The 25,676-nt window shown below is 58.1% G+C and carries 20 protein-coding genes; 10 read left to right on the forward strand and 10 right to left on the reverse strand.

The window, feature by feature from the left end:
- The first annotated feature begins 16 nt into the window (after nt 1–16).
- A complete protein-coding gene (locus KF767_16150; protein ID MBX3019419.1) occupies nt 17–499 on the forward strand; it encodes a hypothetical protein in 483 nt (160 codons plus the stop codon).
- Nucleotides 500–636: 137 nt separating this feature from the next.
- On the opposite strand, the gene KF767_16155 is transcribed toward KF767_16150, so the two are convergent.
- Both KF767_16155 and KF767_16160 read right to left on the reverse strand, forming a co-directional pair.
- On the reverse strand, nt 637–1,485 hold the full coding sequence (locus KF767_16155) for a hypothetical protein (GenBank protein MBX3019420.1): 849 nt from the start codon (nt 1,483–1,485) through the stop codon (nt 637–639).
- Nucleotides 1,486–1,534: 49 nt separating this feature from the next.
- Nucleotides 1,535–2,524, reverse strand: a complete 990-nt coding sequence (locus KF767_16160) for a hypothetical protein (protein MBX3019421.1) — start codon at nt 2,522–2,524, stop codon at nt 1,535–1,537.
- A 113-nt stretch (nt 2,525–2,637) separates the two neighbouring features.
- Here KF767_16160 and KF767_16165 point away from each other — a divergent pair, with 113 nt between their 5' ends.
- The 4 genes from KF767_16165 (at nt 2,638) to KF767_16180 (ending at nt 6,224) form a co-directional block, all read left to right on the forward strand.
- The gene (locus tag KF767_16165) at nt 2,638–3,813 is read left to right on the forward strand and encodes a thiolase family protein (GenBank protein MBX3019422.1); all 1,176 of its coding nucleotides are present in this window, start codon (nt 2,638–2,640) and stop codon (nt 3,811–3,813) included.
- A 3-nt stretch (nt 3,814–3,816) separates the two neighbouring features.
- Nucleotides 3,817–4,515: a CoA transferase subunit A gene (locus KF767_16170; protein ID MBX3019423.1), complete on the forward strand. Its 699-nt coding sequence runs from the start codon at nt 3,817–3,819 to the stop codon at nt 4,513–4,515.
- A gap of 2 nt (nt 4,516–4,517) precedes the next feature.
- A complete protein-coding gene (locus KF767_16175) occupies nt 4,518–5,174 on the forward strand; it encodes a CoA transferase subunit B (GenBank protein ID MBX3019424.1) in 657 nt (218 codons plus the stop codon).
- A 69-nt stretch (nt 5,175–5,243) separates the two neighbouring features.
- Complete coding sequence (locus KF767_16180; protein ID MBX3019425.1) at nt 5,244–6,224, forward strand: Crp/Fnr family transcriptional regulator; 981 nt, start codon at nt 5,244–5,246, stop codon at nt 6,222–6,224.
- A gap of 18 nt (nt 6,225–6,242) precedes the next feature.
- On the opposite strand, the gene pyk is transcribed toward KF767_16180, so the two are convergent.
- From pyk to bamD, 4 genes are all read right to left on the reverse strand, one after another.
- Nucleotides 6,243–7,733 carry a pyruvate kinase gene (pyk, locus tag KF767_16185; GenBank protein ID MBX3019426.1) on the reverse strand — a complete coding sequence of 497 codons (1,491 nt, stop codon included), beginning with the start codon at nt 7,731–7,733 and terminating at the stop codon, nt 6,243–6,245.
- Nucleotides 7,734–7,869: 136 nt separating this feature from the next.
- Nucleotides 7,870–9,546, reverse strand: coding sequence for a hypothetical protein (locus KF767_16190; GenBank protein MBX3019427.1), 1,677 nt, complete (start codon nt 9,544–9,546; stop codon nt 7,870–7,872).
- 107 nt (nt 9,547–9,653) lie between these two features.
- Complete coding sequence (locus tag KF767_16195; GenBank protein MBX3019428.1) at nt 9,654–10,436, reverse strand: hypothetical protein; 783 nt, start codon at nt 10,434–10,436, stop codon at nt 9,654–9,656.
- Nucleotides 10,433–11,089: an outer membrane protein assembly factor BamD gene (gene bamD, locus KF767_16200; GenBank protein ID MBX3019429.1), complete on the reverse strand. Its 657-nt coding sequence runs from the start codon at nt 11,087–11,089 to the stop codon at nt 10,433–10,435. The genes KF767_16195 and bamD overlap by 4 nt, the downstream gene beginning before the upstream one ends.
- Before the next feature lie 279 nt (nt 11,090–11,368).
- Between bamD and KF767_16205 the strand changes: the two genes are divergently transcribed.
- Complete coding sequence (locus KF767_16205; GenBank protein MBX3019430.1) at nt 11,369–11,659, forward strand: HU family DNA-binding protein; 291 nt, start codon at nt 11,369–11,371, stop codon at nt 11,657–11,659.
- Nucleotides 11,660–11,676: 17 nt separating this feature from the next.
- On the opposite strand, the gene KF767_16210 is transcribed toward KF767_16205, so the two are convergent.
- On the reverse strand, nt 11,677–14,916 hold the full coding sequence (locus KF767_16210; GenBank protein MBX3019431.1) for a DUF4339 domain-containing protein: 3,240 nt from the start codon (nt 14,914–14,916) through the stop codon (nt 11,677–11,679).
- 95 nt (nt 14,917–15,011) lie between these two features.
- The gene (locus KF767_16215) at nt 15,012–16,619 is read right to left on the reverse strand and encodes a ChaN family lipoprotein (GenBank protein MBX3019432.1); all 1,608 of its coding nucleotides are present in this window, start codon (nt 16,617–16,619) and stop codon (nt 15,012–15,014) included.
- Between the two features lie 63 nt (nt 16,620–16,682).
- On the opposite strand from KF767_16215, the gene KF767_16220 reads away from it, so the two are divergent.
- A complete protein-coding gene (locus KF767_16220) occupies nt 16,683–17,876 on the forward strand; it encodes a DsbA family protein (GenBank protein MBX3019433.1) in 1,194 nt (397 codons plus the stop codon).
- 11 nt (nt 17,877–17,887) lie between these two features.
- Here the strand turns inward: KF767_16220 and KF767_16225 are convergent, their stop codons facing one another.
- Nucleotides 17,888–18,391: a hypothetical protein gene (locus tag KF767_16225; GenBank protein MBX3019434.1), complete on the reverse strand. Its 504-nt coding sequence runs from the start codon at nt 18,389–18,391 to the stop codon at nt 17,888–17,890.
- Nucleotides 18,392–18,550: 159 nt separating this feature from the next.
- Between KF767_16225 and KF767_16230 the strand changes: the two genes are divergently transcribed.
- Nucleotides 18,551–19,777, forward strand: coding sequence for a hypothetical protein (locus tag KF767_16230; GenBank protein ID MBX3019435.1), 1,227 nt, complete (start codon nt 18,551–18,553; stop codon nt 19,775–19,777).
- Here the strand turns inward: KF767_16230 and KF767_16235 are convergent.
- On the reverse strand, nt 19,725–20,162 hold the full coding sequence (locus KF767_16235) for an anti-sigma factor antagonist (GenBank protein ID MBX3019436.1): 438 nt from the start codon (nt 20,160–20,162) through the stop codon (nt 19,725–19,727). The genes KF767_16230 and KF767_16235 overlap by 53 nt on opposite strands.
- Nucleotides 20,163–20,296: 134 nt before the next feature.
- On the opposite strand from KF767_16235, the gene KF767_16240 reads away from it, so the two are divergent.
- Together KF767_16240 and KF767_16245 are read left to right on the forward strand one after the other, a co-directional pair.
- Complete coding sequence (locus KF767_16240; protein ID MBX3019437.1) at nt 20,297–23,188, forward strand: adenylate/guanylate cyclase domain-containing protein; 2,892 nt, start codon at nt 20,297–20,299, stop codon at nt 23,186–23,188.
- A complete protein-coding gene (locus KF767_16245) occupies nt 23,188–25,647 on the forward strand; it encodes an LPS-assembly protein LptD (GenBank protein MBX3019438.1) in 2,460 nt (819 codons plus the stop codon). The genes KF767_16240 and KF767_16245 overlap by 1 nt, the downstream gene beginning before the upstream one ends.
- Nucleotides 25,648–25,676 lie beyond the last annotated feature (29 nt).

A 25,676-nucleotide genomic window follows, 5' to 3' on the forward strand; every position in this document is an offset into this window, starting at 1 on the left:
GCTAGATTGCCGCTCCATGGATGCTAGAAAATCGAGCTCGAAGAAGTGGACCCCCTTCCCGGAAGAGTATCTGGGCCAAATCACGAACGTCTTCAAAGAGGCCTTCGGACACGAACTGGGCCAGTCCAAGCTGGTGGTGGAAGGCCGCATTTTCCCCGAGGAAATCTGCCTGCGCGTCGGCTTTCGCGAGCCGCAGACTTTGCGCCAAAATAACTTCGAAATTTCGGCGGATTTCGATCCCGCGCACGAAAACGCGATCGAAAAAATCTACAGCTGCATCGATGGCGCCGCCTCACTTTTGGCGTCTTATTTCGAGGGCGAAGCCCGCGAAAAACTCCCGGTCGACTGGAAACCCTTCAAATTCGAAAAGCAGGTCCTGTACTTCCAATTCTCGACCGTGAACACGGACCTGGAAAACGAAGCGGACCGCCTCTTGGGCCTGACCTCGGTCAGCCTCTACAACGACGAAGAAGGCGAAGACCCCGAAGTCCTGCACTGAGGTAGCCGCTGACTTGTTGAAACGCGCTGCGAATAAAAAACCCGGGGAGACCCGGGCTTTTTATTTTTCGAATTGTGACTGCGCCCGTGGGCCGCGGCGCGTTTCAACAAGTGAGCGGCTAGGCGCCCCCGGCGACCTTAGAACTCTTCCTCTTCGGTCGACATCCCGGCCTCGGTGACGCCGCGGACCTCGTCGATGTAGGTTTGTGCTTCGTCCTCGAACTCGTTCTCGTTCGCACTTTCGTCGATTTCGAGCTCCGCAATCGCGGCTTGGAAGTCCTTCTCCGTTTTCAGATCACGGCGGATCATCTCGAGGAACTTATCCGGATAACGTGCGGTCAACTCCTCAACGTAACGTTCGAGTTTGCCGTCGACCAAAATTTTGCGACGGACTTGGATGCGCTTCCAGAGCAGCAGATAGTGGTAACGGCAGTAGCCATCGACCATCGCGGCCTGGTCGCACTCTTTCACTTTGCAGTAACGGCGGCCTTCGGCATCGGTCAGAATGATCTCGTCATCCGCGGGCGGAGGCGCTGAGGCCTCCACATCATCCGAATCGACATCCGTTTCTTCAGCGACTTCCTCTTCGGCGACCTCTTCGGTTTCGTCGAACTCCTCAAGATCGGGAAGGTCCTCACCGCCCCCCTCTTCAGGTTCGGGGAGATACTCTTCTTCGTCGCGACGGCCCTTGGGAGCCTTCGCGCCTTTGGCCTTTTTGCCGCCATTGGCTTTAGCCCCCGCCGCAGGGGCCGGAGCGGCCGCCTTCACGCCGAGCTTCGTCAAAACCTTATCGAAGATTCCCTTTTTCGGGGCCGCCGCGGATGCGGCCTCTGCCTTTTTGGGCTTCGCGTTAGGAGCGGGCTTTGCCGCTTTCGCAGGCGCCTTAGCAGGTTTTGCCGCCTTGACGGGCGTTTTAGCCGGAGTTTTCGACTTTACGCTCGGTTTTGCGGCAGTTTTCGCGGGAGCTTTCTTCGTGGGTTTTGCCATGCGGTCATCGTTGGACGATTTCACGACCTCTGTCAATAGGGCGAAATCACTATTCTCGAACGACGATGTTCCCGCGAGTCGCGACGACTTCGACGCGACCGCCGTCGCCGCCCTTCACCCGCCCGCGCAGAACCTGCGCGCCCCGGTCCTTTCCCGCACGCAGGGTGCGGCTTCCGGTGATGTCGCCTTCTTCACTGCGCAGAACGAGCAACGAACCGGAATTTTTCGTATCGAGCGTGACCCGACCGCTGCCCGTTTTCACCGCGGCCTCGGTTTCGTTGACGAGCCCCAAGGTCACGCCGCCCTCATCCGCTTCGCCTTCGATGCGCCCTTTAAATCCATTGGCATTCAAACTCGCTTTGCCGGTTTGAAACTGCAAACTTCCGCCCGAACCTTTCAGATCGACCGCGCCCTGATAAAGCTGCACGTGCAAGCTGCCCGTGACCTTATCGAGCTTCACATCCGACTGATGTCCCGACAGATGGAGATTCCCCTGCAACGCCGAAACGTTGATGTCGCCTTTGAATAAATCCAGGCGCAGCGGACCGGCGTGATCGCTGACGACGATCTGCCCTTGCCCGACCTGGACCGAAAGTCCCGCGCGATTTTCTTTCGCCGTGACTTTGCCTTTTTGCAGATCGATCAAGACGGGCCGAGTCCACTTCGAGGCCTGAACCTGCCCCTCGGTCACATGCAGATCAAGAGCGTAGGCTCCTCCCAGAATTTCAATTTTCGGCATCGCTCCCGTCCGCGGCGCGCCGAGCGATGTCGTCGCGGTCAGCCGCAGTGTTTTCCCCTCTTCGCGCGCGGACCACGAAATCTGCGGGACGGAGCTCGTGCGGATCAGCGGCTGAGCCCCCGCGCCGATCACGACTTGCCCTGCGGGCGCCACGATCACGACCTTCTCGAAACCGGCGGCCGAGAACTCTTCGGCTTGAACGGGGCCGGCGGTCGCCAGCAAGAGCAAAAGCCCCAGACTTCGCGAAAAGATCGATGACGTGATCGGCGAAATGACTTGCGTCGTCGAAAATCCGCTCATGAAGCACCCCCGTTTCAGGCTCCCATGATCCACGAGCGCGAGTTGAATTGCTAGAAAAAGTCTGCTTTGATGCCGCTGCATCAATTCAAGCCATCTACAGAAGGGATGATCTCATGGAGAACGTCGTCATCGTCGCCGCTAAACGCACCCCCGTTGGAAGTTTTCAAGGAGCCCTGTCGGCTCTGCCCGCACCCCGTCTTGGTGCCGCCGCCATCAAAGGTGCCCTCGCCCAGGCCGCTCTGCAGCCCGGCGATGTGGATGAACTCGTCTTCGGTGAGGTCCTGACCGCCGGTGTCGGCCAAGCTCCGGCACGTCAAGCGGCTCTTTACGCCGGACTGGCCCCCTCGGTTCCCTGCATGACCATCAACAAAGTCTGCGGCTCGGGCCTGAAGGCCGTCATGCTCGGCGCGGACTCCATCCGCCTCGGCAACGCGAACGTCGTCGTCGCCGGCGGCCAAGAGAATATGAGCCTCGCCCCCCACTTGCTTGAAAACTCGCGCACCGGTTACCGCATGGGCCCCGCGACCGTCGTCGACTCGATGATCAAAGACGGTCTGTGGGATCCCTACAACAATTGGCATATGGGAACGGCGGCAGAACTTTGCGTGAAAGAGTACAAGGTCACGCGCGAAGAGCAAGACGCCTTCGCCATCGACTCTTACAAAAAGGCGCAAGCCGCGACCGCCGCTGGACATTTCAAAAATGAAATCGCGCCAGTTGAGATCGAGGGTAAAAAAGGCGTCGTGAAAGTCGAGACCGACGAAGAACCGACGAAAGCGATGTTCGATAAAATGCCCGGCCTTCGTCCCGCTTTCGACAAAGACGGAACCATCACCGCGGCCAACGCGTCGAAGATCAACGATGGCGGCGCCGCAATTATTATGATGAGCGAAACCGAAGCGAAAAAGCGCGGCACGAAGCCGCTGGCGAAGATCGTCGCTTCGGCCACCTTCGCGCAAGATCCGAAATGGTTCACCACGGCCCCCGTCGGCGCGATCAAAAAAGCGCTCGCGCAGGCCAACCTCAAGGTCGCGGACATCGGCCTGTGGGAGATCAACGAAGCCTTTAGCGTCGTCACGCAAGTGGCGATGAAAGAACTGGAAATCCCCGCCGACCGCGTGAACGTTCACGGCGGCGCGGTGGCGATCGGTCACCCGATCGGCGCTTCGGGCGCCCGTATCCTCACGACGCTCGTCTATGCCCTGCAGACGCACAACAAACAGTATGGCCTGGCGACCCTGTGTATCGGCGGCGGCGAAGCGGTCGCCCTCATCATCGAGAAGGCGTAAGTCATGACGAAGCACCCGAAGGTCTTCGCCGACGCGAAGAGCGCGATCGAAGGCGTGAAAGACGGAATGACCCTGGTCCTGGGAGGCTTCGGCCTCTGCGGGATTCCGGAGAACGCCATCAAGGCGCTCCGCGACCTGGGCGCGAAAAACCTCACCTGCGTTTCCAATAACGCGGGCGTGGACGATGCGGGCCTCGGACTTCTGCTGCAAAATCGCCAAATTAAGAAAATGGTTTCAAGTTACGTCGGCGAGAACGCGCTTTTCGAACAGCTCTACATCTCGGGTGAGCTCGAGGTCGAGTTCTGCCCGCAAGGGACGCTGGCCGAGCGGATGCGCGCGGGCGGCGCCGGCATCCCCGGCTTCTACACGCCCACCGGTGTCGGCACCCAAGTCGCCGAAGGCAAAGAGGTCCGCGAATTCGGCGGGCGCGAGTACGTGCTCGAGCGCGGGATCGTCGGCGACTTCGCCTTCGTGAAGGCGTGGAAGGGCGACAAATTCGGAAACCTCATTTTCCGCAAGACCTCGCGTAACTTCAACCCGATGGCCGCGACGGCGGGTAAAATCACCGTGGCGGAAGTCGAAGAGCTGGTCGAAATCGGCGAGCTCGAACCCGACCAAATCCACACGCCGGGCGTTTACGTCCAGCGCATCTTCCAAGCCTCGTTCGAAAAACGCATCGAACAGCGGACCGTGAGGAGTTAGCCATGCCGTTGACCCGTGAACAAATCGCCGCCCGTATCGCCAAAGAGGTCGAACCCAACTTCGTCGTGAATCTCGGAATCGGCATCCCGACTCTCGTCGCGAACTACGTGGCCTCGGACAAGAACGTCTTCTTCCAAAGCGAAAACGGCCTGCTCGGAGTCGGCCCCTTTCCCACCGAAAGCGAAGTCGATGCCGATTTGATCAATGCCGGCAAACAGACCGTGACCGCGCTTCCGGGCGCGAGCTTCTTCTCGTCCGCCGATTCGTTCGCGATGATTCGTGGCGGGCACGTCAATCTGACCATCCTCGGTGCCATGCAGGTGGACGAGATGGGGAACATCGCGAACTGGATGATTCCCGGCAAAATGGTGAAGGGCATGGGCGGCGCGATGGACCTCGTCGCGGGCGCACGTCGCGTGATCGTGGCCATGCAGCACACCGATAAGGCGGGCGTATCGAAACTCATGAAAGAGTGCGACCTGCCGCTCACGGGCCGTAAGTGTATCAACAAGGTCGTCTCTGATTTCGGCGTCCTCGATATCACGAGCGAAGGCTTCGTCCTGCGCGAATACGCCCCCGACCTGACTCCCGAAAAGGTCAAGGCCGCGACCGCCGGTCGCTGCGTGATCGCTCCGGACTGCAAACCGATGGTGCTTTAGTCCCCGGTCACCTAGACCTTCTCCCAAGAAGCTTCGACAAGGGGCCAAGTCCCCCTTTAGAATGGGTGCATGTCGGGGACCCGAAAAATCGAGCGCGATCACTACCTGTTTCGCGAAGGCGACGCGCCCGACGCGCTGTACGTCGTCAAAAGCGGTAAATTCAACGTCGTCAAAACCAAACAGAATTCCGAAATCGTGTTGGCCGAGGTCGGCCCCGGAGCGCTGGTCGGCGAGATGGCGTTCTTCGACAACAAACCTCGCTCCGCCAGCGTTCGCGCGACCAAGGACTCCGAAGTCATCATCCTTCCCTACAAAGCGCTGCACGCCCAGTTCGCGACCATGCCCGAGTGGGCGAAAGCGATCATGCGCACCGTGAACGAGCACCTGCGCGCCGCGAACAAACGCATCAAAGAGATCGAAAAGGCCACGTCCGACGACGAAGAGCTTTTCCCTCCCCACCAGACGAACAAACTGATTTCGATCTTAAATCTGGTCGGTCACAAGTACGGGAAGCCCGCCGAAGACGGCCTCGTTCTTCCCGGCGGCGTCCTGCGTAACTATACGATTCAGATCTTTCAAGAGCCCACGCACAAAATGCAGAAGCTCATGAATGCCCTCAGCGAGCTGAAACTCATGAAGGTCGAAGACATGGGCGAGGGCCGCCAACGGATTTGCATCTACAAGGCCGAAATTCTTTTCGGTTTTGTCGAGTGGTACAACGATTGGCTCTTCAAACAGGAAAAAGACCGCATCCACATCAAGGAAGATGACCTCAAGTTGATGAACGCGGTTCTTCACTTCGCCCGGAAGCTTCCGAAAAACGAAAAGGGCATCGTGAAGCTCAACGTGACGGATGTGCAGAACGATTCGATGCGTGAGCTCGGTTACCTCGTGAAGGTGGAAGACCTGCTTCCCCTCGTCGAGAAAAAACTCATCTCCGATCAGCTCATGGAGGCGACCGGCGTCTTCAGCGACGTCCCGATCGACGAACTCGAAAAGATCACGCCGAACTGGCAGATCGTTTACGCCCTCAAAAAAGTCCGCAAATAGTCCGCACCGGACGAAGTCTTAGAATTCCATTTCCGTCTGGCAGCGGAGCGGGATCTCGAGATCGGCACGCCGACTGAGCGACGAGTTGTCGAGCGTGTAAATGTGGATCGAGTTCGTCTTCGAACCCGAAGCCATCGGATAACCCCACGTCAGCACGACCTTGTCCCCCGTCTTCGCCAGGCCGTTTTCGATCAGTGAGCGCTGTACGCTCGCCAAAACATCTTCGATGTTTTTGTACGGATCGATCACGAGGGTCTGCAGTCCCCACGTGAGCTCCAGACCGTTCAAGACGTCGAACTCATCGGTCACCGCGATCAAGCGCGCCCGCGGACGGAAGCTCGAAATCTGCTGCGCGGTCCGCCCCGTGGTCGAGAGGCAAACGATCACTTTCGCGTCGATCTTGAACGCGCTCAGCGAGGCGCTCGCGCCGATCGACGCCGCGACGCTCAGGTACTCCCGATCGAGAGAGATCTTGTAGTAGTTCTCGCCCATTTCAACTTCACGAATGATTTCGTGCATGGTCCGAATACACTTGAAGGGATACTTCCCGCTCGCGCTTTCCGCCGAAAGCATGACCGCGTCGGTTCCGTCCAGGACCGCGTTAGCGACATCCGTGATCTCGGCCCGCGTGGGTCGCGGATTTTCGACCATCGAGTCGAGCATCTGGGTCGCCGTGATCACGGGCTTGTTCATTTCGTTGCAAACGCGGATGATTTGTTTTTGCACGCCGGGCATGCGGCTTTGACCGATTTCGACGGCCATATCGCCACGCGCGACCATCACGGCGTCACTCAAGCGGACGATCTCTTCCAGATTCTCGACCGCCTCGATCATTTCAATTTTCGCGCAGATCTTCGTCTTCTTCCCCGCGGCTTCGACGATCTCGCGCACGCGCCGGATATCTTTCGGGTAACGGACGAAGCTCAACGCCACGTAATCCACATCCTGCGCGAGGCCGAAATCCAAATCCTTCAGATCTTTGGGGGTCAGCGCATCGACCGCAAGGGTGACGCCCGGGCAGTTCATGCCTTTGCGATCTTTCAGGTATCCACCGTAAAGAACTTCAGCCGTGAATTCATCCGCTCCGGGCGCGGCCGGCGAAAGAACCCTCAGCTCCATGAGGCCGTCGTCGATCAGGATTTTCGAACCTTCGCGCACGCTGCGCGCGAGCTCCGGGAAGTCCGAAGGGATCAGCCCCTTCTTCCCCAGAACGGGCTTCATCGTGATGGTGACGACCTCGCCCGGATCGAGCTGCACGCCGCCGCCCTCGAAACGCCCCACGCGGATCTTCGGTCCCTGCAGATCCTGCAGAATGGTCACGGGAGCCTGAAGCTCTTTCGAGAGCTGACGGATCGACTGGATGACTTCCAGATGTTCTTCGTGGGTGCCATGCGAGAAGTTCAGGCGCGCCACGTTCATTCCGGCGTAGATGGCCTTTTTCAAATTCTCGGGGCTACGGGTGGCGGGACCAATGGTGGCGACGATTTTCGTACGGCGGTCTGCAAGCATGCATTAAGGATTGTCAGAAGTCCCTACACTCGACAAGCCCTAGTTCCGCTATGGTGCGGCCGGCTAGGTGCGGCCGGCTAGGTGCGGCCGGCGAGGTGCCCCGGGCTAAGCGCCCCCGGCCGAGGCACCAGGAGTCTTAGGCCTTCTTTTTGAGATAGCTCATGCGGTTGCCGATGTCGGCCATGGTCTCTTCATGCCGCTTTTGCACGCGCTCAATCTCTTTTTGGTGGGATTCCGCCTGCTGCGACAATCTCACTTCGTATTTCTGAGCCACCGCTTCGGTCTCAAAACGATGGTTTTTGTCGCGTTGCTCAATACGGCTGTCGCTGGCGTCTTTGATCCGCTTCAACTCGGCCACGTGCTGCTCGTCCATCGCTTTGATTTTAGCTTCGTAGTTCTGCACCAGGGCTTCCGTGCGTGCTTGGGCCTTCGCATCCTGCGAACGCATTTTGGCTTCCATGCCCATCCGGATTTTCGCCAAACTATCCAAGTGCGCTTCACGTTGCGCTCCCAGCTGCTCGGCGTAGCTGTCCTTCAGCTGCTCCAAATTCGTTTGGTAGTACTTGCTCTGAACAACCTGGCTGTCGTTCGTCGCCTTCTTCACGCGATTCACGATCGTGTCGGCGCGTTCCTCCGCGCGATTCACTTTCGCTTCCCCTTCCGCGATCAGGCGCGCGCGATCCTCACGGTACTTCGACTGTTGCAAATCCTGATCGCCCCGATTGCGACGATTGGTCTCGCGCAAAAGCTTCTCGGACTTATCGGCCATATCCCCGATCCGACGACGGGTCAGCTCGCGAGATTGCTCCTGCGATCCTTGAACCTGCCCTTCCAGATCGCGCATACGCGCCTCGTAGCTTTGCACGATGTTGTCGCGCTCGATCTTGGAGCGACGGTTATGCACGAGATCGGCCTGGATCTTTTCGCTGTTGGCCTTGCGCAGATCGTAATTCGCGCGACGGACCTGACGGTCCAAACGCTCCCCGACCTCCGCCTTTATGTTGTCGCGAATCTGATCGTTCTTCAAGGCTTCCCCATCCGCGCGGACGCGGAAGTCCTCGCGAAGCGCATCGCGCTCGGCCTTCAGCAGCTGATTGCGATTTTCCAGCACGGTGGAGTTGATCGCCGCCTGGTCTTCAACGATGGAGCGCCAGTTGCTATCAACCCGCTCACGATCGGAACGCGCCCGACGCTCTTGATCGCGCAGGCGGGCTTCGTAGTGCGACTTCTGATCGCCTTGGTTTTTCTGCATATCGAAGATCTTGCGATCCCGATCCTGCGCCAACGCCTCGATTTCACGGTCGTGCTTTTGGTTCAGCTTATCCGTGCGATCAACCAAGGAATCCTTGATCTGGGTCCGCGAGCGCTCGCTATGTTCGGCGAACTGCGCGTCCCGCTCATTCAGAGCATCACGAAAGTTACGCTCCAGCTCGGAACGTTGCTGATCTTTGATGGCTTCTTGTTTGTTCATTTCCGCGTTCAGGGTCTGACGCAGAACTTTGCTGTTCGATTCGTTGTCTTCCGTCTTCCGGCGAAGCTGTTCGCGATACATATTGCGAATTTGATCGACTTGCTCGCGATGCGCTTCATCACGTTTCGTGATCGTTTCACGGGACTTCGCCTGCACGGCATCGATCCGGCCCTCGTAATTGTCCGTGATGTCCTGCACTTCTTGACTGTGCTTCTCTTGAACCCGGCGCAGTTCCTTTTTTTGTTTCTTGACCCCTTCGGCTTCGCGATTTTCATATTCTTCGCGCGTGCGACGGAGTTCGTCCGTGTGACGTGAACGATCGGAGCTGCTGATTGAGGACATCTTTTTCCTCCTGATAGACTGTCTTCAGGCTATCACGAAGGAATCCACGGGACGGATGGGGAACGAGGCGCCACCCGGAATCTGGGCTTTGGGGTTAAGACGTACGCCTAGTCGGCTTCACCATAAAAACGTTCCCGAAACATCGTTCGGAACCGTTGCCGCTCGGCCTCCACGGCCGCCCGCTTTTGCGCGGCTTTCGCGGCCGCCGCCTCGCTCGCAATTTGACGATTTTGGATCGTGGACTGATAAAGCGCCGCCGACTCCCCGACCGCCTTTTTGGCGAACTCGCGGTACTCCGGCGCCTTCGCTCGGACGTCGGCGTAACCCGCGCCCGTCACATGCAGAAGTCGGTTCATGAGCTCTAGGGGCTCACTCGCGCGCAGCTCGCGCTGAACCAGGCGACCCTCGCCGTCCAGTCCCGCGACCAGGCTACGAAAGCCCGTCGGCACGACGGAGGCCTCCACATCCCCATTCTTCAGTTTCATCTGGCCATTGAGATTGGCGACTTGCAGCCCCTCGGAACCGCGTTCGATCAACGCATCCCCCGCGAGCACGAGACGAATCTCTCCAAACTTAACCGTCAGATTCTCGGTCTGCTGAAGCCACCAAGTCCCACTTAAAATCAGGATCTCGTGCACATTCGTGATTCGAAGTTCCGCTTCCGGAGTCGCCAGAAACTTCGCGGAACCCAAGCGCAATTCGCCGCGCTCGGAAACACGGATCGCGCACGGATATTCCGCTTTCGCGAAACAGCCCTTCGGCAAATCCACAAGAAGCGCGGGCCCGGCCGCCAAATCCTTATGTTGCGTGACTTCTCCCTCGCTGGCCAAAGCCACCGCCGGCAGAAAGAGCAGAAGTAAGAGGGCGATGCCCGCACGCGCGCGACTCATAGAATTCGGATATCCCCTTCCAGGGATCGAGCTTGCTCGATGAGTTGCACTTCCTTCGGGAAACTGAGAGGAATCATCTGCAGAATTTCCCGCGCCTCGAGCGTCCGGCTGCGGCTCTTCATGATCTGACTCAGACGCAGCATCAGATATCCGGTCATCGGGTGATCCGGAAACTGCGTCATCATCTCGTCGATTTGCTCTACGCACGGATCCATTTGTCCCGAAAGGTAAAGGCTCTCCGCCCGCAGAAAGCGAGCCTCCAGGGCGGACGGCGACGCGGGATATTTTTCCGTGACGGCCAGGAATTTCTGCGCGGCGATCACGTATTTTCCCGCGTTGAATTCATCTTTCCCGGCGGCGAGCATCGACGCCGAGAGATCCACCTCTTCGACCGACGCCAACGCGCGGGCCTGACTGACCAGGGACAGCTCTTGCCAGTTCTTCGGACCACGGTCTTTCGCAAGGGTTTTCAGAACGCTTTGTTGGTAATCGTAGATCTGTTCGCGCGCGAGCGTTTCACGCAACTCCGACGACTTCAAATCGCGGCGCAGAGACTCGATCTCGAGCGACGTGACGGTTCCGGCCTCACCCAGAAAAACTTTGGCTTCCCCCGAAACCAGCAAGACCGCCGCGGTCAGAGAAAGGATCAGCACCAGAAATAGATTTTCGCTCTTCATGCTAGACCTATCGGCAGGTTCCCGATTTAGGTCGAGGGCGATCCGCGGGGTTTACCAACAGAAATTTCTGTCAAGGCCCAAGAATCTCAATTTTTGACGAATTCTGTCAGAAACTTCGCCGCATTATTGCTACTTCCGCGAACAACATGGGGACGGGATTCCATAATTTCGATAGCGCGTCCGCTAAGCCCGTTGACGGTTTTTGCGGGTCAAACCTAGGTTATGGCTCCTTTGCAGCGAAGAGGATCGTCAGACATGAACAAAGCGCAACTCATCGATAAGATCTCTCAGCGAACTTCAATGACCAAGGCTCAATCCGAAATCCTGATCGACGCGACTTTGGAGATCATCCAGAAGACCGTCGCGAAAGGTGAAGAAGTGAAGCTCGTCGGATTTGGCACGTTCAGCCGCCTGCATCGCAAAGGACGCAAGGGGCGCAACCCCAAAACCGGAGAAACCGTCGATATCCCCGGGGGCAAAGTCCCGCGCTTCAAGCCGGGTAAAGAGTTTAAGAGTTTGATGCCGTCGCGAGAGCGCGGGGACTGACCCGCGCCCGCCCTCCATCAGTTCCAGATCGAAGACGAACGCACTTCATTTTCCAGTGACGCCGCCATCTTGCGTGCCCGACTGAACTCTCCTACCGAGGCGGGATTCCGGCCCGGGTTGTCCTTCATCGTGACCTGAACCCGCTCCCACTGCGCCGCGAGTTTCTCCCAGTAGTCGAAGAAAATCAGCTCGTAGCGATTCGTGCGCACCAAACGCAGCTCGCGGGGCGTTTTCTTATCCAGTTCACGTTGCAGGGATTTAATGGCGCCCGCATCTTTGGCCGACGTTTCCGCCTTGGCGAGCAACTGCGCGAAGTCCTTCGTCGCCTGCAAAAGACGTTTACGCTCCTGCTGCTGATCGTAGCTGATCGCTTTGCGGTGACCTTGAAGCGCCTCGCGGAATCCGCCGTCTTTACCGTGCCCCACGCCCCGGCTGAAACGATTCATACCGAACTGAACCGCGACCAAGTACTCACCCTTGGGTATCCGGGCTTCTTTCACCGACACGCGATAGTAATGATCCTGGACCGCACGCACTTCGTACTTCTGCACGAGCGCGGGCAGATCCAAGATTTGACCGGCGCGACCTTCGATCCGGATGCGCAAGAGTTCACCTTTGCGGAACGGCCCCATGATCTCGAGGAAGTTGTTTTGCGTATTGATCCGCACGATCGGATTTTTTCCGTCAAAGTCGCCGGCGGGATTGGCGGCCGCCTGCTGCGCGGCGGGCTCCGCTTTCGGCACCGGCGTCGGGGTCGGCGTTGCGACGGCGACCGCCGGCGGTTCCGCCACGATCATTTCGGGACCCTCATCTTCCGCAACAGCCGCGGCCGCGGCGGCCGGTTGCGCTTGCGTATGCACTGCCGCAGCCGAAGGATTCGCCACGGGCGGCACGGGGCGCGGCGGAGTCTTCGCGGACGGCGGGACCTCGATCGGCTCCGTCGCCGAATTCTCCGACGTGTTCGTCGCGACGAAAGGAATTTGGCTCGCGCTGGAGCTCGACTGGAAAACCGACTTATCGGTGTTCAAAGTCGCCCAGACTCCCGCACCGAAGATCCCAATCACCATGACGCCAAAAAAAGGCGCGGCTTTGCTGAAGAAGGTTTTGGGCGGCTCGAAATCGTAAGTGAACTCGGCGCCCGGAGCGGCCTCTTTGCCGGCCGGAGCTTTCGCGACCGCCGCCGCGTTGACGACGGCTCCAGCCGCCGTCGCGGCGACCGCGGGCGTTTTTGCGGGAGTCCCCGCTTTCGAGGCCACGGGCGCCATCGGCGCAGCCGGCACGCTCGCGGCCGGAATTTTATTTTTATCCGCGGCGGGCTTTGCCGACGTCGACTTCGCTTCAGTCGACTTCGTTTCGAAAGAATAACTTTCGCTCAGGCGAGCGGGATTGATGATCTCTTCCGCACTTCCATCGTCGGGAACAACGGGACTCGTCGCAAAGATCGGCATCGCCGCCTTCTCGACTCCCGCCACCGGCGGAACGACGGCCGAGGCCGCGGCCACGGAAGGAGTCGGAGCTGCGGTCACCGGAGACGTCGCGATCGGAGCCGTCGGCTGGGGGAAAGCGGGTCGCGGAGCGACGGCTGGCACAGCCACCGGCAATTCCGGAATGGGCGTGAGCTCATCCGAAAAAGACGGCGACGCACTCACCGCCGGAGTTTCCGGCGCGGGAGCTTCCGTCGACGGAGTCTTTTCCGAGGACGCGGGCGTCGGCTCAGGCACAGACACCGGCGACGCCGCCGCCACCACCGGGATGGCGACAGGCGCGGGAGCGGGTTCAGGCTCGACGGCCAGCGCCGGAGTCTCATCCGGTACCGGCTCCTCCAAACTCACGACCTCTTGCGATTCCGCTTCGCGCGAAGCGGGCGCTTCCGCCTGAGCTTCAATGGGAGCGGGGCTCGGTGTTTGAATCAATGCTTCGCTCGAGACTTCAACCGGCGCCTCCACCGGCGCGGGAGCGACCGCCTCTTCCCGAAGGGCCGTCGCGCGCAGAGCCTGAACGACGAAATTTTCAGGCTCATCGTCGTCCAACAAGATCGGCGAGGCCTCTGGCGGCGCCTCGGCAACAACCGGAGGCTCTTCTTTCACCGATTCGAAATTCAGAATGGGCACAAGCGTGCTCGCCACTTCAGGCTCGCTTGCGATGACCGGCGCGGGCGTCGACTCACTGAGGTCCACGGGCATCGGCTCCAACGTCGGCTCCGGAGCATTGGAAGCTTCGGGCGTCGGCTTCGCCAAACTTTGCGGCGAAGGGCTTTGCGGGGACGGTGCGGGATTCGCGACGACCGAAATCTCGTGATCGGTCTTCGTGACTTCCGGAGAGAAAACTTGCGCTTTTCCCGGAGCGATCGCCTCGAGATCTTCTTTCTGCGCCTTGCCGACCAAACCCAGCGCCCATTCGCGGATCGCTTGACGATCCGGAGTCGCGCCGTCCGGCTTCACTTCCGGAGTCTTCGCCGCGATCTTATCTTCGGGCAACTTCGTCGCCGCCTTGGCTTCGGGCGCCTTCGCAGGGACCTCGGCTTCGGGCGCCGTCGACGGAATCGACGCGCGCACGGCCGGGGTCTTCTTGGCGACGTTTTCCACGACGGGCTCCGCAGCCTTCACGGCTTCGGCGGGCTTGGCCGGTGCGACCGGGTCCGGTTGCGCTTCGACAGGTTTGACCGGCGCGGGCGAGGCCGCCACCGGCGCACTCCCCGCCTGATCCGGAGTCGCGGGCATCATGGCGGCGAAGGGATCCGCATGCGCCTGCGCCAGGTCCGGCATCGAGGCCACTTGATTCAAGGCCGCCTCGGCGGCCTTCGTCATTTTCAAATTGTGCACGCGGAATTCGGGCACGTCATACAAAGGGACCCAACGTGCGGCGCCCTTTTTCCAGATGTGATCGCTCGGTTTGATTTTTTCGTCGACCAGCATGCGACGGATTTCGTCCGTATGGAAAGGCCCCTTCTGACGGAAGCGGACTTCCTTCTCGCCGTCTTCACGAACGAGAAGCACCCACTGATCTTCGACGGCGCGTTCTTCTTCCGGAAGTTTGATCAAACGTGAAAGCGAGGACCGGTTCTCATCCGAGAAACACTCTTGCACGAGTTCGGGCCAATCGTAAGCGCGCTTCCACTCGGCGGAGCCTTCACGAAATACGAGGTCGTGCCCCTTCAGCGAGCCTTGCGCGGCCATGGATTTGAGATCGGAAAAAGCGTAAGGTCCGGTCGCTTTGCCTTTCTGATTCAAATACCAACAGCGAACTTCGCTGGACATCAATCCTCCAATGACGAAACAATCGCTTCACCCCAAAACGCACGCGAACGGGGTTAAGCGCCCGAAATCCTTATCGGTTGCCTTAAAAAATTGTTTCACATTTTTTCGGATTTCGAAAGAAAAGCTTCCGGAAGACCCTCAACGATCTCGAGAAGTTCGAAGTAGAACTCCGTAAAACCTGGACCATCGACGGAGCGACGGAACAGCCTTAAAACCGCGTCCCCGCTCATCAGCTTCTTGCGAAAGCCGGTATAGAGCTTTTCACCCAGCATTCCGCCCAGAAGCCGCGCGGCTTCGCGGTAAGACGCGGTCCTTCGCGGACGCGCGGGAGTCAATTTGGAGTTTTGACCGGTCAAGAACAGGACCTCTTTCATCCGCTGATGAAGCGCAATTTTCAAAGCCTCTTCCCCCATATCCAAAGGACTCCGCGAAGCGAGGGCTGCACGAAGGTCCTGGATCGTGTCGGTCTTGCGCTTCGGGTTGATCAACTTCGATCCGAAGTACTGAACCGCCTCGAGCCAGATCATCTTCAAAAAATCCTCGGGCGTCGCTTGGGGGAACGCTCGCCAACCGGAAATTTCCGCATGGATCACCGACATCGCCAGCTGGGCGGCGTGATTGACCGAGGGCCGCGCCAAAAACCCAACTTGTAGCTCCGGCACGTAGAAACTTTTCGACTCGAGAATGAGGTCACGGAACGTCTTCAGCTCTTTACCCGAGTAGCGCTCGGCCAACTTCGGCCAGAACGAATCGTCATCGGGAGTGTAAACCGAAAAGCTCCCTTCGCTGATCCGCAGGTTGAAATCCGTCGCGATCACTTTCACGAACCGGCTGACGTGATCGGTGTACTCCACCGACTCCCCCGCGAGTTCCTTATCCAGATGCTTTTCTAGAAACAGCAGATAGTTTTGCCACTTCACCCATGGCGCGATCGAGATGATGCAGAATTGATCGCGACTTAAACGCACGACATCGACCGAAAGTTCCTGTTCTTTTTCCAGCAGTCGGAAGTAGATTTTTTCGCTGTTTTGGAACACGGACAAGACGCGTAGAATTTCTTTGCGGCCGCGCTGTTTTTCAATGCTTTTCGGCAAGTGATTCGAAGCCAAATGCAAGTCTCCGTAGACCACCAGAACCTTGCGTGCGGGATCCTCGCGTCGAATCTCTAAGATCCTTTCGGCGGCGAAGTCGTCGCGTAACTTCAAAGTTCGCCCGGTCCGCTCACTGAAATGGCGGTTCAAACCGTAGACCGGGATGCGATGCTTCTGCGCATAACGAATCAAGGGGCGATAATGCTCGAAGGGGAATCCCCAGCTGCGCGACCACTCGATCTGTTTTAAAAATTCCTTTTCCGTCACGTCGCCAGCCATGTAACGGTCGATCAGCGGTTGGTGCCGAGCTTCGAAGAACTCCACCGCCAAAGCCAAGGATAACCCTTTCGGCAGCCCCTTTAAAATACGCAACTGACTGCGTTGGCTCTGCGCCAACGCGTGGAAGTCGGCCAAAAGAATGATGTCCGAAGTCCCAATCTCTTGAAATAAAACGTCGCGCGTCGAAGGTCGCCACGCCTTCTGGAACTCTCTCTCGAAATCCTCGCGGTAACGGCTCAGATCCGCAGGCTCATGGCCAAGCAGCAACTGCACATGCTTTTGCAGCTGCTGGTAGAGTTCTTGTCGGATGCGTATCCACGGTGCCGTGCCCAATCCTCAACATCCTTTCACTTCCGGTGATTGATTTCAAATGGGAAAGCGGCTCTAATGAGCACCATGAAAACACAAAAGTTCTGGATCTTGACCGCGATCGTCGCGACCCTGCTCGCCTTGGCCACTCACGGATACCTGTCCGCGCAAAACTACCGGCTTAAATCCGGCGTCGCGGATTCCAAGAGCGTTTGCAACATCAATAGCCAGTTCAATTGCGATGCCGTCGCCTTAAGCAGTTATTCGGAAGTGGCCGGCATCCCCGTCGCGGTCTGGGGACTCGCCACCAACGGCGTCCTGCTCTTTTTCCTGCTCATGATGCTGACCCGCCTGTCCGCCGACACGGGCCGGGTGGCGCGCTTCACCTTCGGTCTGTCGGCGCTGGTGCTCGCGGCCTCGGTGGTCATGGGCGCGATCTCGATGCTCCAACTGTCCACCTACTGTTTGTTCTGTATCGCCGCTTACGTCCTGAGCGCCGTCCAGGCTTTCGCCGCCTTCCAGGTCACCCGACTGGAAAATAGCAAATCCCCTTTCCGGCTCGATATCCTGCCGGCCCTGCGCGAGCAGCGCTGGATCGTGATCCTGATCGTCCTGGTTCCCGCCATCGCGTGGCTGGGGAATCGTATGGGCCGCGACACCTTCGGGCGTTCGATCCCCCCGCACCTGATCGAAGAGACCGTTTCGTTCTGGAAAACCAGCACCGCGAACGAGTTCAACCCGAACGAAGGTCTTTCGTATGCGGTGGGCGACCCCGCCCAAGCGAAAATGACGATCGTCGAATTCGCGGATTTCCTTTGCCCGCATTGTAAAACCGCGGCGACGCCTCTGCACATCTTCACGCAAAGCCGCAAAGACGTGCGGCTCGTCTTCAAGCCTTTCCCGCTCGACGGAACCTGCAACTCGGGTATCACGCAGAAAGGCGACGGCTACCGCTGCAAGCTCGCGGCGGCAACGCTCTGCTCGGAACAACTCACGCAAAAAGGCTGGATCGCGCACGACTGGATTTTCGAGCGCCAGAGCTCGCTGTCGTCCTCGCGTTGGGATGAAGATCTGAACGAAATCGCGAAAGCCGTCGGCGCGCCCGCAGATCAGCTGAAGGCCTGCGTGGACAGCCCCGACACGAACGCGCTCCTGCTCCGCCTGACCGGCGAGGGCGTGAACGCGAAAGTCCCGGGAACGCCCAGCATCTTCGTGAACGGCAAAAAGCTCGACGCGGGACAATTCATCCAAGTCCTCGACGCCGTCTACAAGAGTCTATAAGAAGTGCGCGTTCACCCGAGGAACGCGAAGAGCCAATTTGAAAGATCCTGAAACAGGTCGTCGACCACGACGACCCCGGTCATCATCAGCCCTTGGCTGAGCTCCATGACGAACGCGACCACCGCGAGCGCAAAAGCGCTCAGAACGATCGAGTGCATGACGATCACGGTGGAGCGAACGTCCTCCACACGCAAACTGATTTCCACCGCCTCGATGCGTTTGAGGATGAAGATCAGCTCATCAACATGTTGTTTTACTTTCAGTTTTAGATCTTGCTGACGGGCCGCCGTCAGGCGATTAATCCCCGGAAAATTACGCTTCATCTCGATCGCGCGCACAAGATCGACCGCATGTTCGACGAAACGCTGAATACGTGACGGATACTTCGGGAACGGGGTCGGGGCATTGAGGTGATCCGTGAGCGTTTTGACCGCTTGATCGTAAGCCTCTTCGCGGACCAAGGTCACAACTTTGTGGCGCAGGGAATCACTGCGCCCCAGATCCCGGGAATCCACGATAAAGGTTGGTCTGTCGGTCATAATGACGGGAACGCCCATACCTACGTCCTATCGGACGTTCCGCGAGTTCGATGAAGGGCCAGACTCCGGTCCAGGACCGAGGTCCGGCTTTTTGACAGCCACCGTATCAACCTGCAACACTGAAGTCGGGATTCCATGACGGAATCCAAGGAGGACACCATGGATCAGGTGAATCTGTCCCCCGACCAGACGGACATCGATGACGTCCAGTTCGGCCGGTTGCAGGATCTCAAAAACGCGAACCCGAAACCTCTTCTGGGGAATACGGAATTCCAACTTCAAGAACTGGATTTCCAAGAGGACGATCCTCAACGCGTGCCCACGCCCGACGAAGTGCCCGACCATTCGGAAACTCACCGTGAAATTCCGCTCGAGATCAAACGTTCGGCCACGGTCGAAGCGCTGATCGGACAAAACGACGATCTCGCTGCGCGCCTCAAGGTCAATTTGCGTCGCCTGACCCTTCTCGAAAACGAAAACGATCGCCTGCGGCAGATCCACCGCGCGCTCGAAGCGAAAAACAACGCTTTGTCCGACGAGAAACGCGTCTTCGAAGAGAAAGAAAGCATCTGGCGCAACAAAGAACAAAAACTCGAGTCGGTCGTTCACGATTTTCGTACGCGCCTTCCCGATTACGAAAACCTTGCCGAAAAGCTCGACCGCTACAAAAAGTATCATGAGCGCATCAAGACGCAGGTGAAGCCGTTCATCCAACAGCTGAAATCCTATGCGGATTCCCTGATGGTCGAGATCCAAAAACTCAACGGCGAACTCGCCGATCGCGAGTTGACCATCGATCAGTTGCGCCAAGACAAAGCGAACTACGTGACCGAGATCGAAAAGATCCGCCACCAGGCTGAAAGCCGGCAAGAATTGCTCGTCAGTCATTACGAGCGTTTGCAACAAGAGGCCGCGACCCACGTTCGGGATCTGCAACTGCAAATGGGACGATTGGAAGAGCGCGCCCAAAACTTCGACGAGATGCGCGCCCGCGAAGACGAGCTTTCGAATTTGGTGGTGGCGCTGCGCCGGCAGAAGTTGGACTTTGAGCGCGAGACGACCGAAAAACATCAGGAGCTACAGAGTGATCTGGGGCAGCTGCGCGGCGAGCTGGCCGTGGCCCTCGAACAGGCCCGTGACCTTGACCGTAAAGCCGAACTCGCGAGCGGCGAAAAGGCGCGCGTGGAAAGCCATAACCAGCAGCTCGAAGAGCAGCTGGGAAGCCTACGCTACCTATGGTCGACGAAATCCGATGAACTGGAAAAGGCGCGCGCGCAACTCGCGGCCATGGAGAAACTCAACGCCGAGCTCAGTCGTCAATTGACTTCACTGCGGCAGGCCGTTGAAACGCAATCACGTTAGTCGGCTCGACAGCGGCGGCCGGACTCACGGTCGCCGCGAAACTCAATGCGGGAGCGTGCAAGAATGCACCGACCGCCGAACGTAAATCTTCGAAATATTGAAAACGCGCGTTCTCGATGGACGCGAACAAGCGCTTGAACTCGGGTTTAAGCCCTACGACTTTCACGCCATGCGTGCCCGCCTCGTCCAAACCTTTGACCGCATCCATGAAGCTTTGCAGCCCCGTGGAGCCCACGAAATTCGCACCGCTCATATTGAAGACAATCTTTTCGCCCATGAAACGTTTCTTGCAGATTTCCCGGAAGGGCTGCGTCTCTTCGATATGGAGAATCCCGGCGATTGAAATGATCGTCACGTCACCGTGTTTTTTGACTTCCGCGCGCATGCATCCTCCTTGAACGTCTTCTTCTTTTTCGGCCACTCCCCTTGAACTCACGAGAGTTCCTAAAGGCCAGATTTACACTGACTTTCCGCTGGTCGGGTTGGTAGAATTTCTCAACATTTCCAAGGACGGAAAGCATGGATAAGTCTTCCAAAAAGACCACTAAGGTGAAGGACCAGGGTTTTCTTCAACGCCCGCAGGTCCAGGCGCTCATCAACTGGCTCATTTCGCCCTTCGCGATCGGTGTTTTGATCACCGCCCTCTTCATGGTTTTCGCGCAGATTTTCTACGACGTCCGCAGCCAGAATGAAGAGGGACGACGCTTCTCGGGCATCACGGGCGGAATCTTCCAGATCGTGCAGGGTCTCGACTTCATCCTCACCGACGCGCGCTTTCTGACCCGCGGGGTGATCCCGCAGCCGGAATCCAAAGTCGCGTTGATCGCGATCGACGACGAAAGCGTGCGTATGCTCGGCCGCTGGCCCTGGTCGCGGGATCTGATGGCCGAGATTCTCGATCAAAGCTTTAAAAACGGCGCGCGCGCCGTGGGTCTCGATGTCGTGTGGTCCGAGCCGCAAGACAATCCCGAACTCCAAACCCTGATCGAAATCGAATCTTCGATCAAACCCCCACCGCCGGCCTTACGCCAGTTCATCTCTGAAAAACGTGCGCAGAAAACGCCGGATCAAAAGCTGAAAGACGTCATCGAAACGAATAAAGACAAAATCGTGCTCGGCGTCTTCCCGACCGACGAGAACCGCAAAGAGCTCAAACCCTTCACCGACTACTGCCGCAACGAGGCCTTCAACCGGGTGAACGGCAATACCTTCGTGAAAATCGACAATTTCACTTTCCTGGTCGAAGACAAAGCGGACCGCTTCGAAACGCTGAAATTCAACGACGTCTTCGACGGAATTTTCCAGGCCATTCGGAACACCACCATCATCCAGATGATGCGCGATCGCTTCCAGAAGGACGATCCCGAGAAACTCACCGCGGTCGAAAAGAATCAGATCATGGCCGAAATCGAACGCCACTACATGCACTACTGCAACCAGTGGCTGACCCCGCCCTCGGATGATCCCGGCTCCGCCTCGAAGGACACACTCAGCGACTGGGCGACGTTCATCAAGTTTTTCGGACATCTCACATCATCAGATCCGGAAGAGCAAAAAGTCTCGGCCACCGCCGAAATCAAAGATTTCGTCGGACTCTCGGCCGAGGACGCGATCAATAAATTCAAAACGAGCGTACTTTCACATCCCGTACCGCAGTACGAATCGTGGACGATCAACCTGCCCGAGTTCCACGACGTCGCGATCTATTCGGGCGCCTTCGCCGCCGACCAGGATGACGACGGCAAGATTCGCCGCAATCCCCTTTTCTACCGCACGGGAAACCGCGTGGGCGGTTCATTCATCCCCTCCATCGCCCTACAAACCTATCTGGCGGGGAACCCCGGCTACCAGGCGGTGGTGGAAATCGACGTGGATGCGCACAACCACCAGAAGGTCATCAAATCCTTCAAAATAATCGACATCAACAAAGACGAAAAGGATCAGTTCGTCGCGCAAATCCCGGTCGACAACCAAGGGCGCTTGAAAATCAACTACGCCGGCCCCGGCATGACCTACCCCTACATTCCCGCCAAAGAACTCGCGTCGAATCTCGACACGATGAAAGTCCGTCAACGGGTGACCGATCCGAAAACGGGCCAGACCGGTATTCTTGAGCGCACGGTGAACAAAAAGGAATACCTCGACGGCAAGTTTCTAATTCTGGGCGCGACCGCGATCGGCGTCTACGACTTGCGCGTGACTCCCTTCGACAAAAACTACCCGGGACCCGAAACGCACTTAACGGTCCTCGACAACCTGATCAATCACAACTTCATCCAAACCCATCCCGACGAACAAACGGCGATGATGTGGGCGCTGGGCCTCCTCGGCATCGTGCTTTCGGCAGCGGTCGCCGTCGCGGGACCGTTCCTTGGTTTTTTCGTGATGCTGATCGGCGTGGGCTCACTGACCTGGATCGATCAGTTGCTCTTGCGGCAGGGTTATATTTCGACTTCGGTGCTGCCCGCACTTTTGTTCTTGAGCATTTACGTCTTGATGACCCTCTACAAGTATTTCACCGAAGAGCGGAAGAAAAAACATCTGCGCTCCACGTTCTCTAAATACGTTTCGCCCGCGATCGTCGACGAAATCCTGAAGTCCCCCGAAAACGTCGAGCTCGGCGGTCACAAACAACGTATGTCCGTTTTCTTTTCCGACGTCCGCGGTTTCACCGCCTTCTCGGAACGTTTGGAACCCCAAGTCCTCTCGGACGTTTTGAACCGCTACCTCACGCCCATGACCCAAATCGTGTTCGAAAACAAAGGGACGCTCGACAAGTACATGGGCGATGCGGTCATGGCGTTTTTCGGGGCACCGATCGCGTACGGAGACCACGCGACGCACGCCTGCCGGTGCGCGCTGGAAAGTCTCCGCCGACTCAAAACCTTGCAGGCAGAATTCGCGGCCGAGGGACTTCCCCACATCGACATCGGCATCGGAATCAATACCGCCGAGGTGTCGGTCGGCAACATGGGCTCCGAGACGGTGCGTAGTTATACGGTCATGGGCGACGGCGTGAACTTGGCGTCGCGGCTTGAGGGCATCAATAAAGAGTACGGCACCCGCATCATCATCAGCGAGTTCACCCGCAGCGAATTGGGGGAAAGTTTCCACGTGCGCGAAGTCGACTGGGTGAAGGTCAAAGGAAAAGCCAAACCCGTGCGCATTTTCGAGCTCGTCGGCGAAGGCGCATTGCCCAATGATCAAGCCGAAGCGATCAAACACTTCTGTACCGGCTTCGAAAAATATCACGCGATGCAGTTCGAACTCGCGAAGTTCGATTTCGAATGCGCCCTACGCATCATTCCCGACGATGAACCCGCCAAACTTTATGTTGAACGCTGTGAGGACTTCATCCAGAATCCACCAGGAGCAGACTGGGACGGCGTTTACACCATGAAGACGAAATAATGATGCGAAGCTGCGCGGGACTCGTCCGCACCTTGAAAATCGGCGCGATCACGACGTTCCTCGCGGGCGCGCTCGGCCTCTTCGCCGAGACCGCCACCGCGCAAGTGGCTTGCTCCGTCCGCGTTCAGGGGCTGGTCATCCAGGCCGAAACCTGCGATCGCGATACCGACGCCGACACGCTCGATCTGATCGGCCAAGTGCAGGTCATCTTCAAAGACCAGCATCTCACCTGTGAGCGCGCGAAAGTGAATTTTCGCGCCCGTACCCTCGATGCCCTCGGAAACGTGAAGCTGACTTCGCCCCAGGCGACGGTGGGCGGCTCGCGTATTCTGCTCGACTACGAGTCGAACACCGGCATGATCTTCGACGGCTACGTCCAAAGCGGTCCCGTGAGCTTCGAGGGCGCGTCCATTTCCAAACTCGGCGAATCCGAATACATGGCGAGCTCCGCGAAGTTCACCGCCTGCAACAACTGCCCCGAGACCTGGAGCTATTCCGGCCAACGTATTCGCGCGCAGCTCGGCGGCTACGCGTTCATCAAGAACTCTTTCCTGCGCATCGGCGGCATTCCGGTGTTCTGGCTGCCTTATCTGATCGTTCCGCTGAAGTCCGACCGCCAAACGGGGCTACTGACTCCCGAATTCGAATCGTCGGACTCCGGGGGACTCACGCTCGGGCAAAGCATCTTCTGGGCGATGGACCGCAGCCAAGACGCGACCTTCACGCTGAAGAACTACGAACGTCGGGGACTCAAGGGACTCGTGAACTATCGCTACATGCTGTCCGAGACGTCCTACGGCGAACTCGACATGAGTTTTTTGCGCGACCGCGTTTTCGGGAATGACGAACGTCTGAACGCCTTTCGCGCGCCGAATGAGGCCGGACAACCGCTGAACCGTTGGTTCGCGAAGTACGAGCACTATCTGGACCTTCCCGAGGGATACATCCACCGTCTGCAAATCAACAACGCGTCGGACCTGCAGTACGGAAAGGATTTCCCGCTCGAAACGCGCAATCACGGCGACTCGGTCATGGAAAACCGGATGTCGCTCACGAAAAACTCCGGTGGGCATCACTTCTCGGTGGACTCCAGCTACTACGTGAATCTGCTCCAGTACGACCCCATCTCGTCGAACAACGACTCGGTCCAGCGTTTGCCGGAACTGCGCTACGCTAAAACTTACGCGAAACTTCTGGATTCGGATTGGCTCTACAACCTCGATATCAACTCCACGAACTTCGCGCGCGGCGATTTCAGCTATGACGACATGAACGCGCGCTACGATCCGAACGGACCGAACGATCGCCACTTGGCCGCGGGTCCCGATCCGGTTTGCGATACGGCGGACTGGTACAACAGCAAGGATTGCGTGCGCGTCCGTGACGGCGTCTTCGACCCTTATACGGATCTGCTACGCGCCGGAAACCGCCTGGACCTGCGCGGTAGCATCACGCGTTCTTACCGCTTCGGCGGATTTTTCGACATCATCCCGAAACTCAGCTACCGCGAAACGACCTACCAATTCAATATCGACGAAAACCCGCAGAACACCCGTCGTTTCATCCGTACCGAGATCGCGAACAAAATGCTTTTCTCGCGCGTCTTCGGCGACGTTTCGAATCTGCAAAGCACGCGCTACAAACACGAAATCCAACCCGAAGTGACGCTGACCGCGATCCCGTGGCTGAGCCACCCGGCGCACCCGTTCTTCGGCTTTCAACAGGAAGTCCCCGCGTTCTCGCAAGAGAACATCTCGGATTCGGATCTGAACAACCCTTACGGACTGCAATTCGATTTCACCGATCGCGTTTACGACCGTAAACTCGTCACCGTCGGCATCACGAACAAGATCACGCAAAAACGCTGGCGCGGCGGCGCCCCCGAGTACCGTCAGATCTTTTTCTGGAAACTCGCGCAAAGTTACGACTTCTATCAGCAAGAAGCCCCCGGGCAAAGCGTACGTCAGCCGCTTTCGGACTTCCTGTCGGATCTGCGCGTGACGGTCGACAATTTCGAAGTCTACTCGCGCGCGAATTACTTCCCGTACCAACGCGTAACGAACGCCTCGACCCGTCTCCGATACAATTTCCCGACGGGCGATTTCCTGCAGGTCGCGCACGTCCAGAACTTCCGTAACATCGCGCCCGGCCTCGATGTCGACCCGGGTCGCCGCACCGAGGACTACACACTCTCGCTGCGCAAAAGCTTCCCTTTCGGCGATATCCTGGGTCGCCTGACCTACGACATGAATCCCGAGGACGGCAAAGAAGACCAACGCTTCAAGTCCTACGGCTACGGCGCGCAGGTCAAACTCCCGGGCGATTGCTGGTACTTCAACGTCACCCAGTACCGCACGACGGGCGGGGAAAACCACTTCAAGGTCAATTTCGATTTCGTCTGGGACGGCCAAAAACGCCCGGCCCTCCCCGAGTCCCTCCTCGACAGCCTGAATTTCTAAGGTACCTGCTACTTTCCGGAAAGTATCAT

The organism is Pseudobdellovibrionaceae bacterium, assembly GCA_019637875.1.
In the GTDB taxonomy this organism is placed as follows: domain Bacteria; phylum Bdellovibrionota; class Bdellovibrionia; order Bdellovibrionales; family Bdellovibrionaceae; genus JAHBUW01.

What these genes read in the sequence shown, in the direction of transcription:
- KF767_16150 (MBX3019419.1), top strand. Translation starts at nt 17, where the DNA reads ATGGATGCTAGAAAATCGAGCTCGAAGAAGTGGACCCCCTTCCCGGAA.
- KF767_16155 (MBX3019420.1), bottom strand. Translation starts at nt 1,485, where the DNA reads ATGGCAAAACCCACGAAGAAAGCTCCCGCGAAAACTGCCGCAAAACCG.
- KF767_16160 (MBX3019421.1), bottom strand. Translation starts at nt 2,524, where the DNA reads ATGAGCGGATTTTCGACGACGCAAGTCATTTCGCCGATCACGTCATCG.
- KF767_16165 (MBX3019422.1), top strand. Translation starts at nt 2,638, where the DNA reads ATGGAGAACGTCGTCATCGTCGCCGCTAAACGCACCCCCGTTGGAAGT.
- KF767_16170 (MBX3019423.1), top strand. Translation starts at nt 3,817, where the DNA reads ATGACGAAGCACCCGAAGGTCTTCGCCGACGCGAAGAGCGCGATCGAA.
- KF767_16175 (MBX3019424.1), top strand. Translation starts at nt 4,518, where the DNA reads ATGCCGTTGACCCGTGAACAAATCGCCGCCCGTATCGCCAAAGAGGTC.
- KF767_16180 (MBX3019425.1), top strand. Translation starts at nt 5,244, where the DNA reads ATGTCGGGGACCCGAAAAATCGAGCGCGATCACTACCTGTTTCGCGAA.
- pyk (MBX3019426.1), bottom strand. Translation starts at nt 7,733, where the DNA reads ATGCTTGCAGACCGCCGTACGAAAATCGTCGCCACCATTGGTCCCGCC.
- KF767_16190 (MBX3019427.1), bottom strand. Translation starts at nt 9,546, where the DNA reads ATGTCCTCAATCAGCAGCTCCGATCGTTCACGTCACACGGACGAACTC.
- KF767_16195 (MBX3019428.1), bottom strand. Translation starts at nt 10,436, where the DNA reads ATGAGTCGCGCGCGTGCGGGCATCGCCCTCTTACTTCTGCTCTTTCTG.
- KF767_16205 (MBX3019430.1), top strand. Translation starts at nt 11,369, where the DNA reads ATGAACAAAGCGCAACTCATCGATAAGATCTCTCAGCGAACTTCAATG.
- KF767_16210 (MBX3019431.1), bottom strand. Translation starts at nt 14,916, where the DNA reads ATGTCCAGCGAAGTTCGCTGTTGGTATTTGAATCAGAAAGGCAAAGCG.
- KF767_16220 (MBX3019433.1), top strand. Translation starts at nt 16,683, where the DNA reads ATGAAAACACAAAAGTTCTGGATCTTGACCGCGATCGTCGCGACCCTG.
- KF767_16230 (MBX3019435.1), top strand. Translation starts at nt 18,551, where the DNA reads ATGACGGAATCCAAGGAGGACACCATGGATCAGGTGAATCTGTCCCCC.
- KF767_16235 (MBX3019436.1), bottom strand. Translation starts at nt 20,162, where the DNA reads ATGCGCGCGGAAGTCAAAAAACACGGTGACGTGACGATCATTTCAATC.
- KF767_16240 (MBX3019437.1), top strand. Translation starts at nt 20,297, where the DNA reads ATGGATAAGTCTTCCAAAAAGACCACTAAGGTGAAGGACCAGGGTTTT.
- KF767_16245 (MBX3019438.1), top strand. Translation starts at nt 23,188, where the DNA reads ATGATGCGAAGCTGCGCGGGACTCGTCCGCACCTTGAAAATCGGCGCG.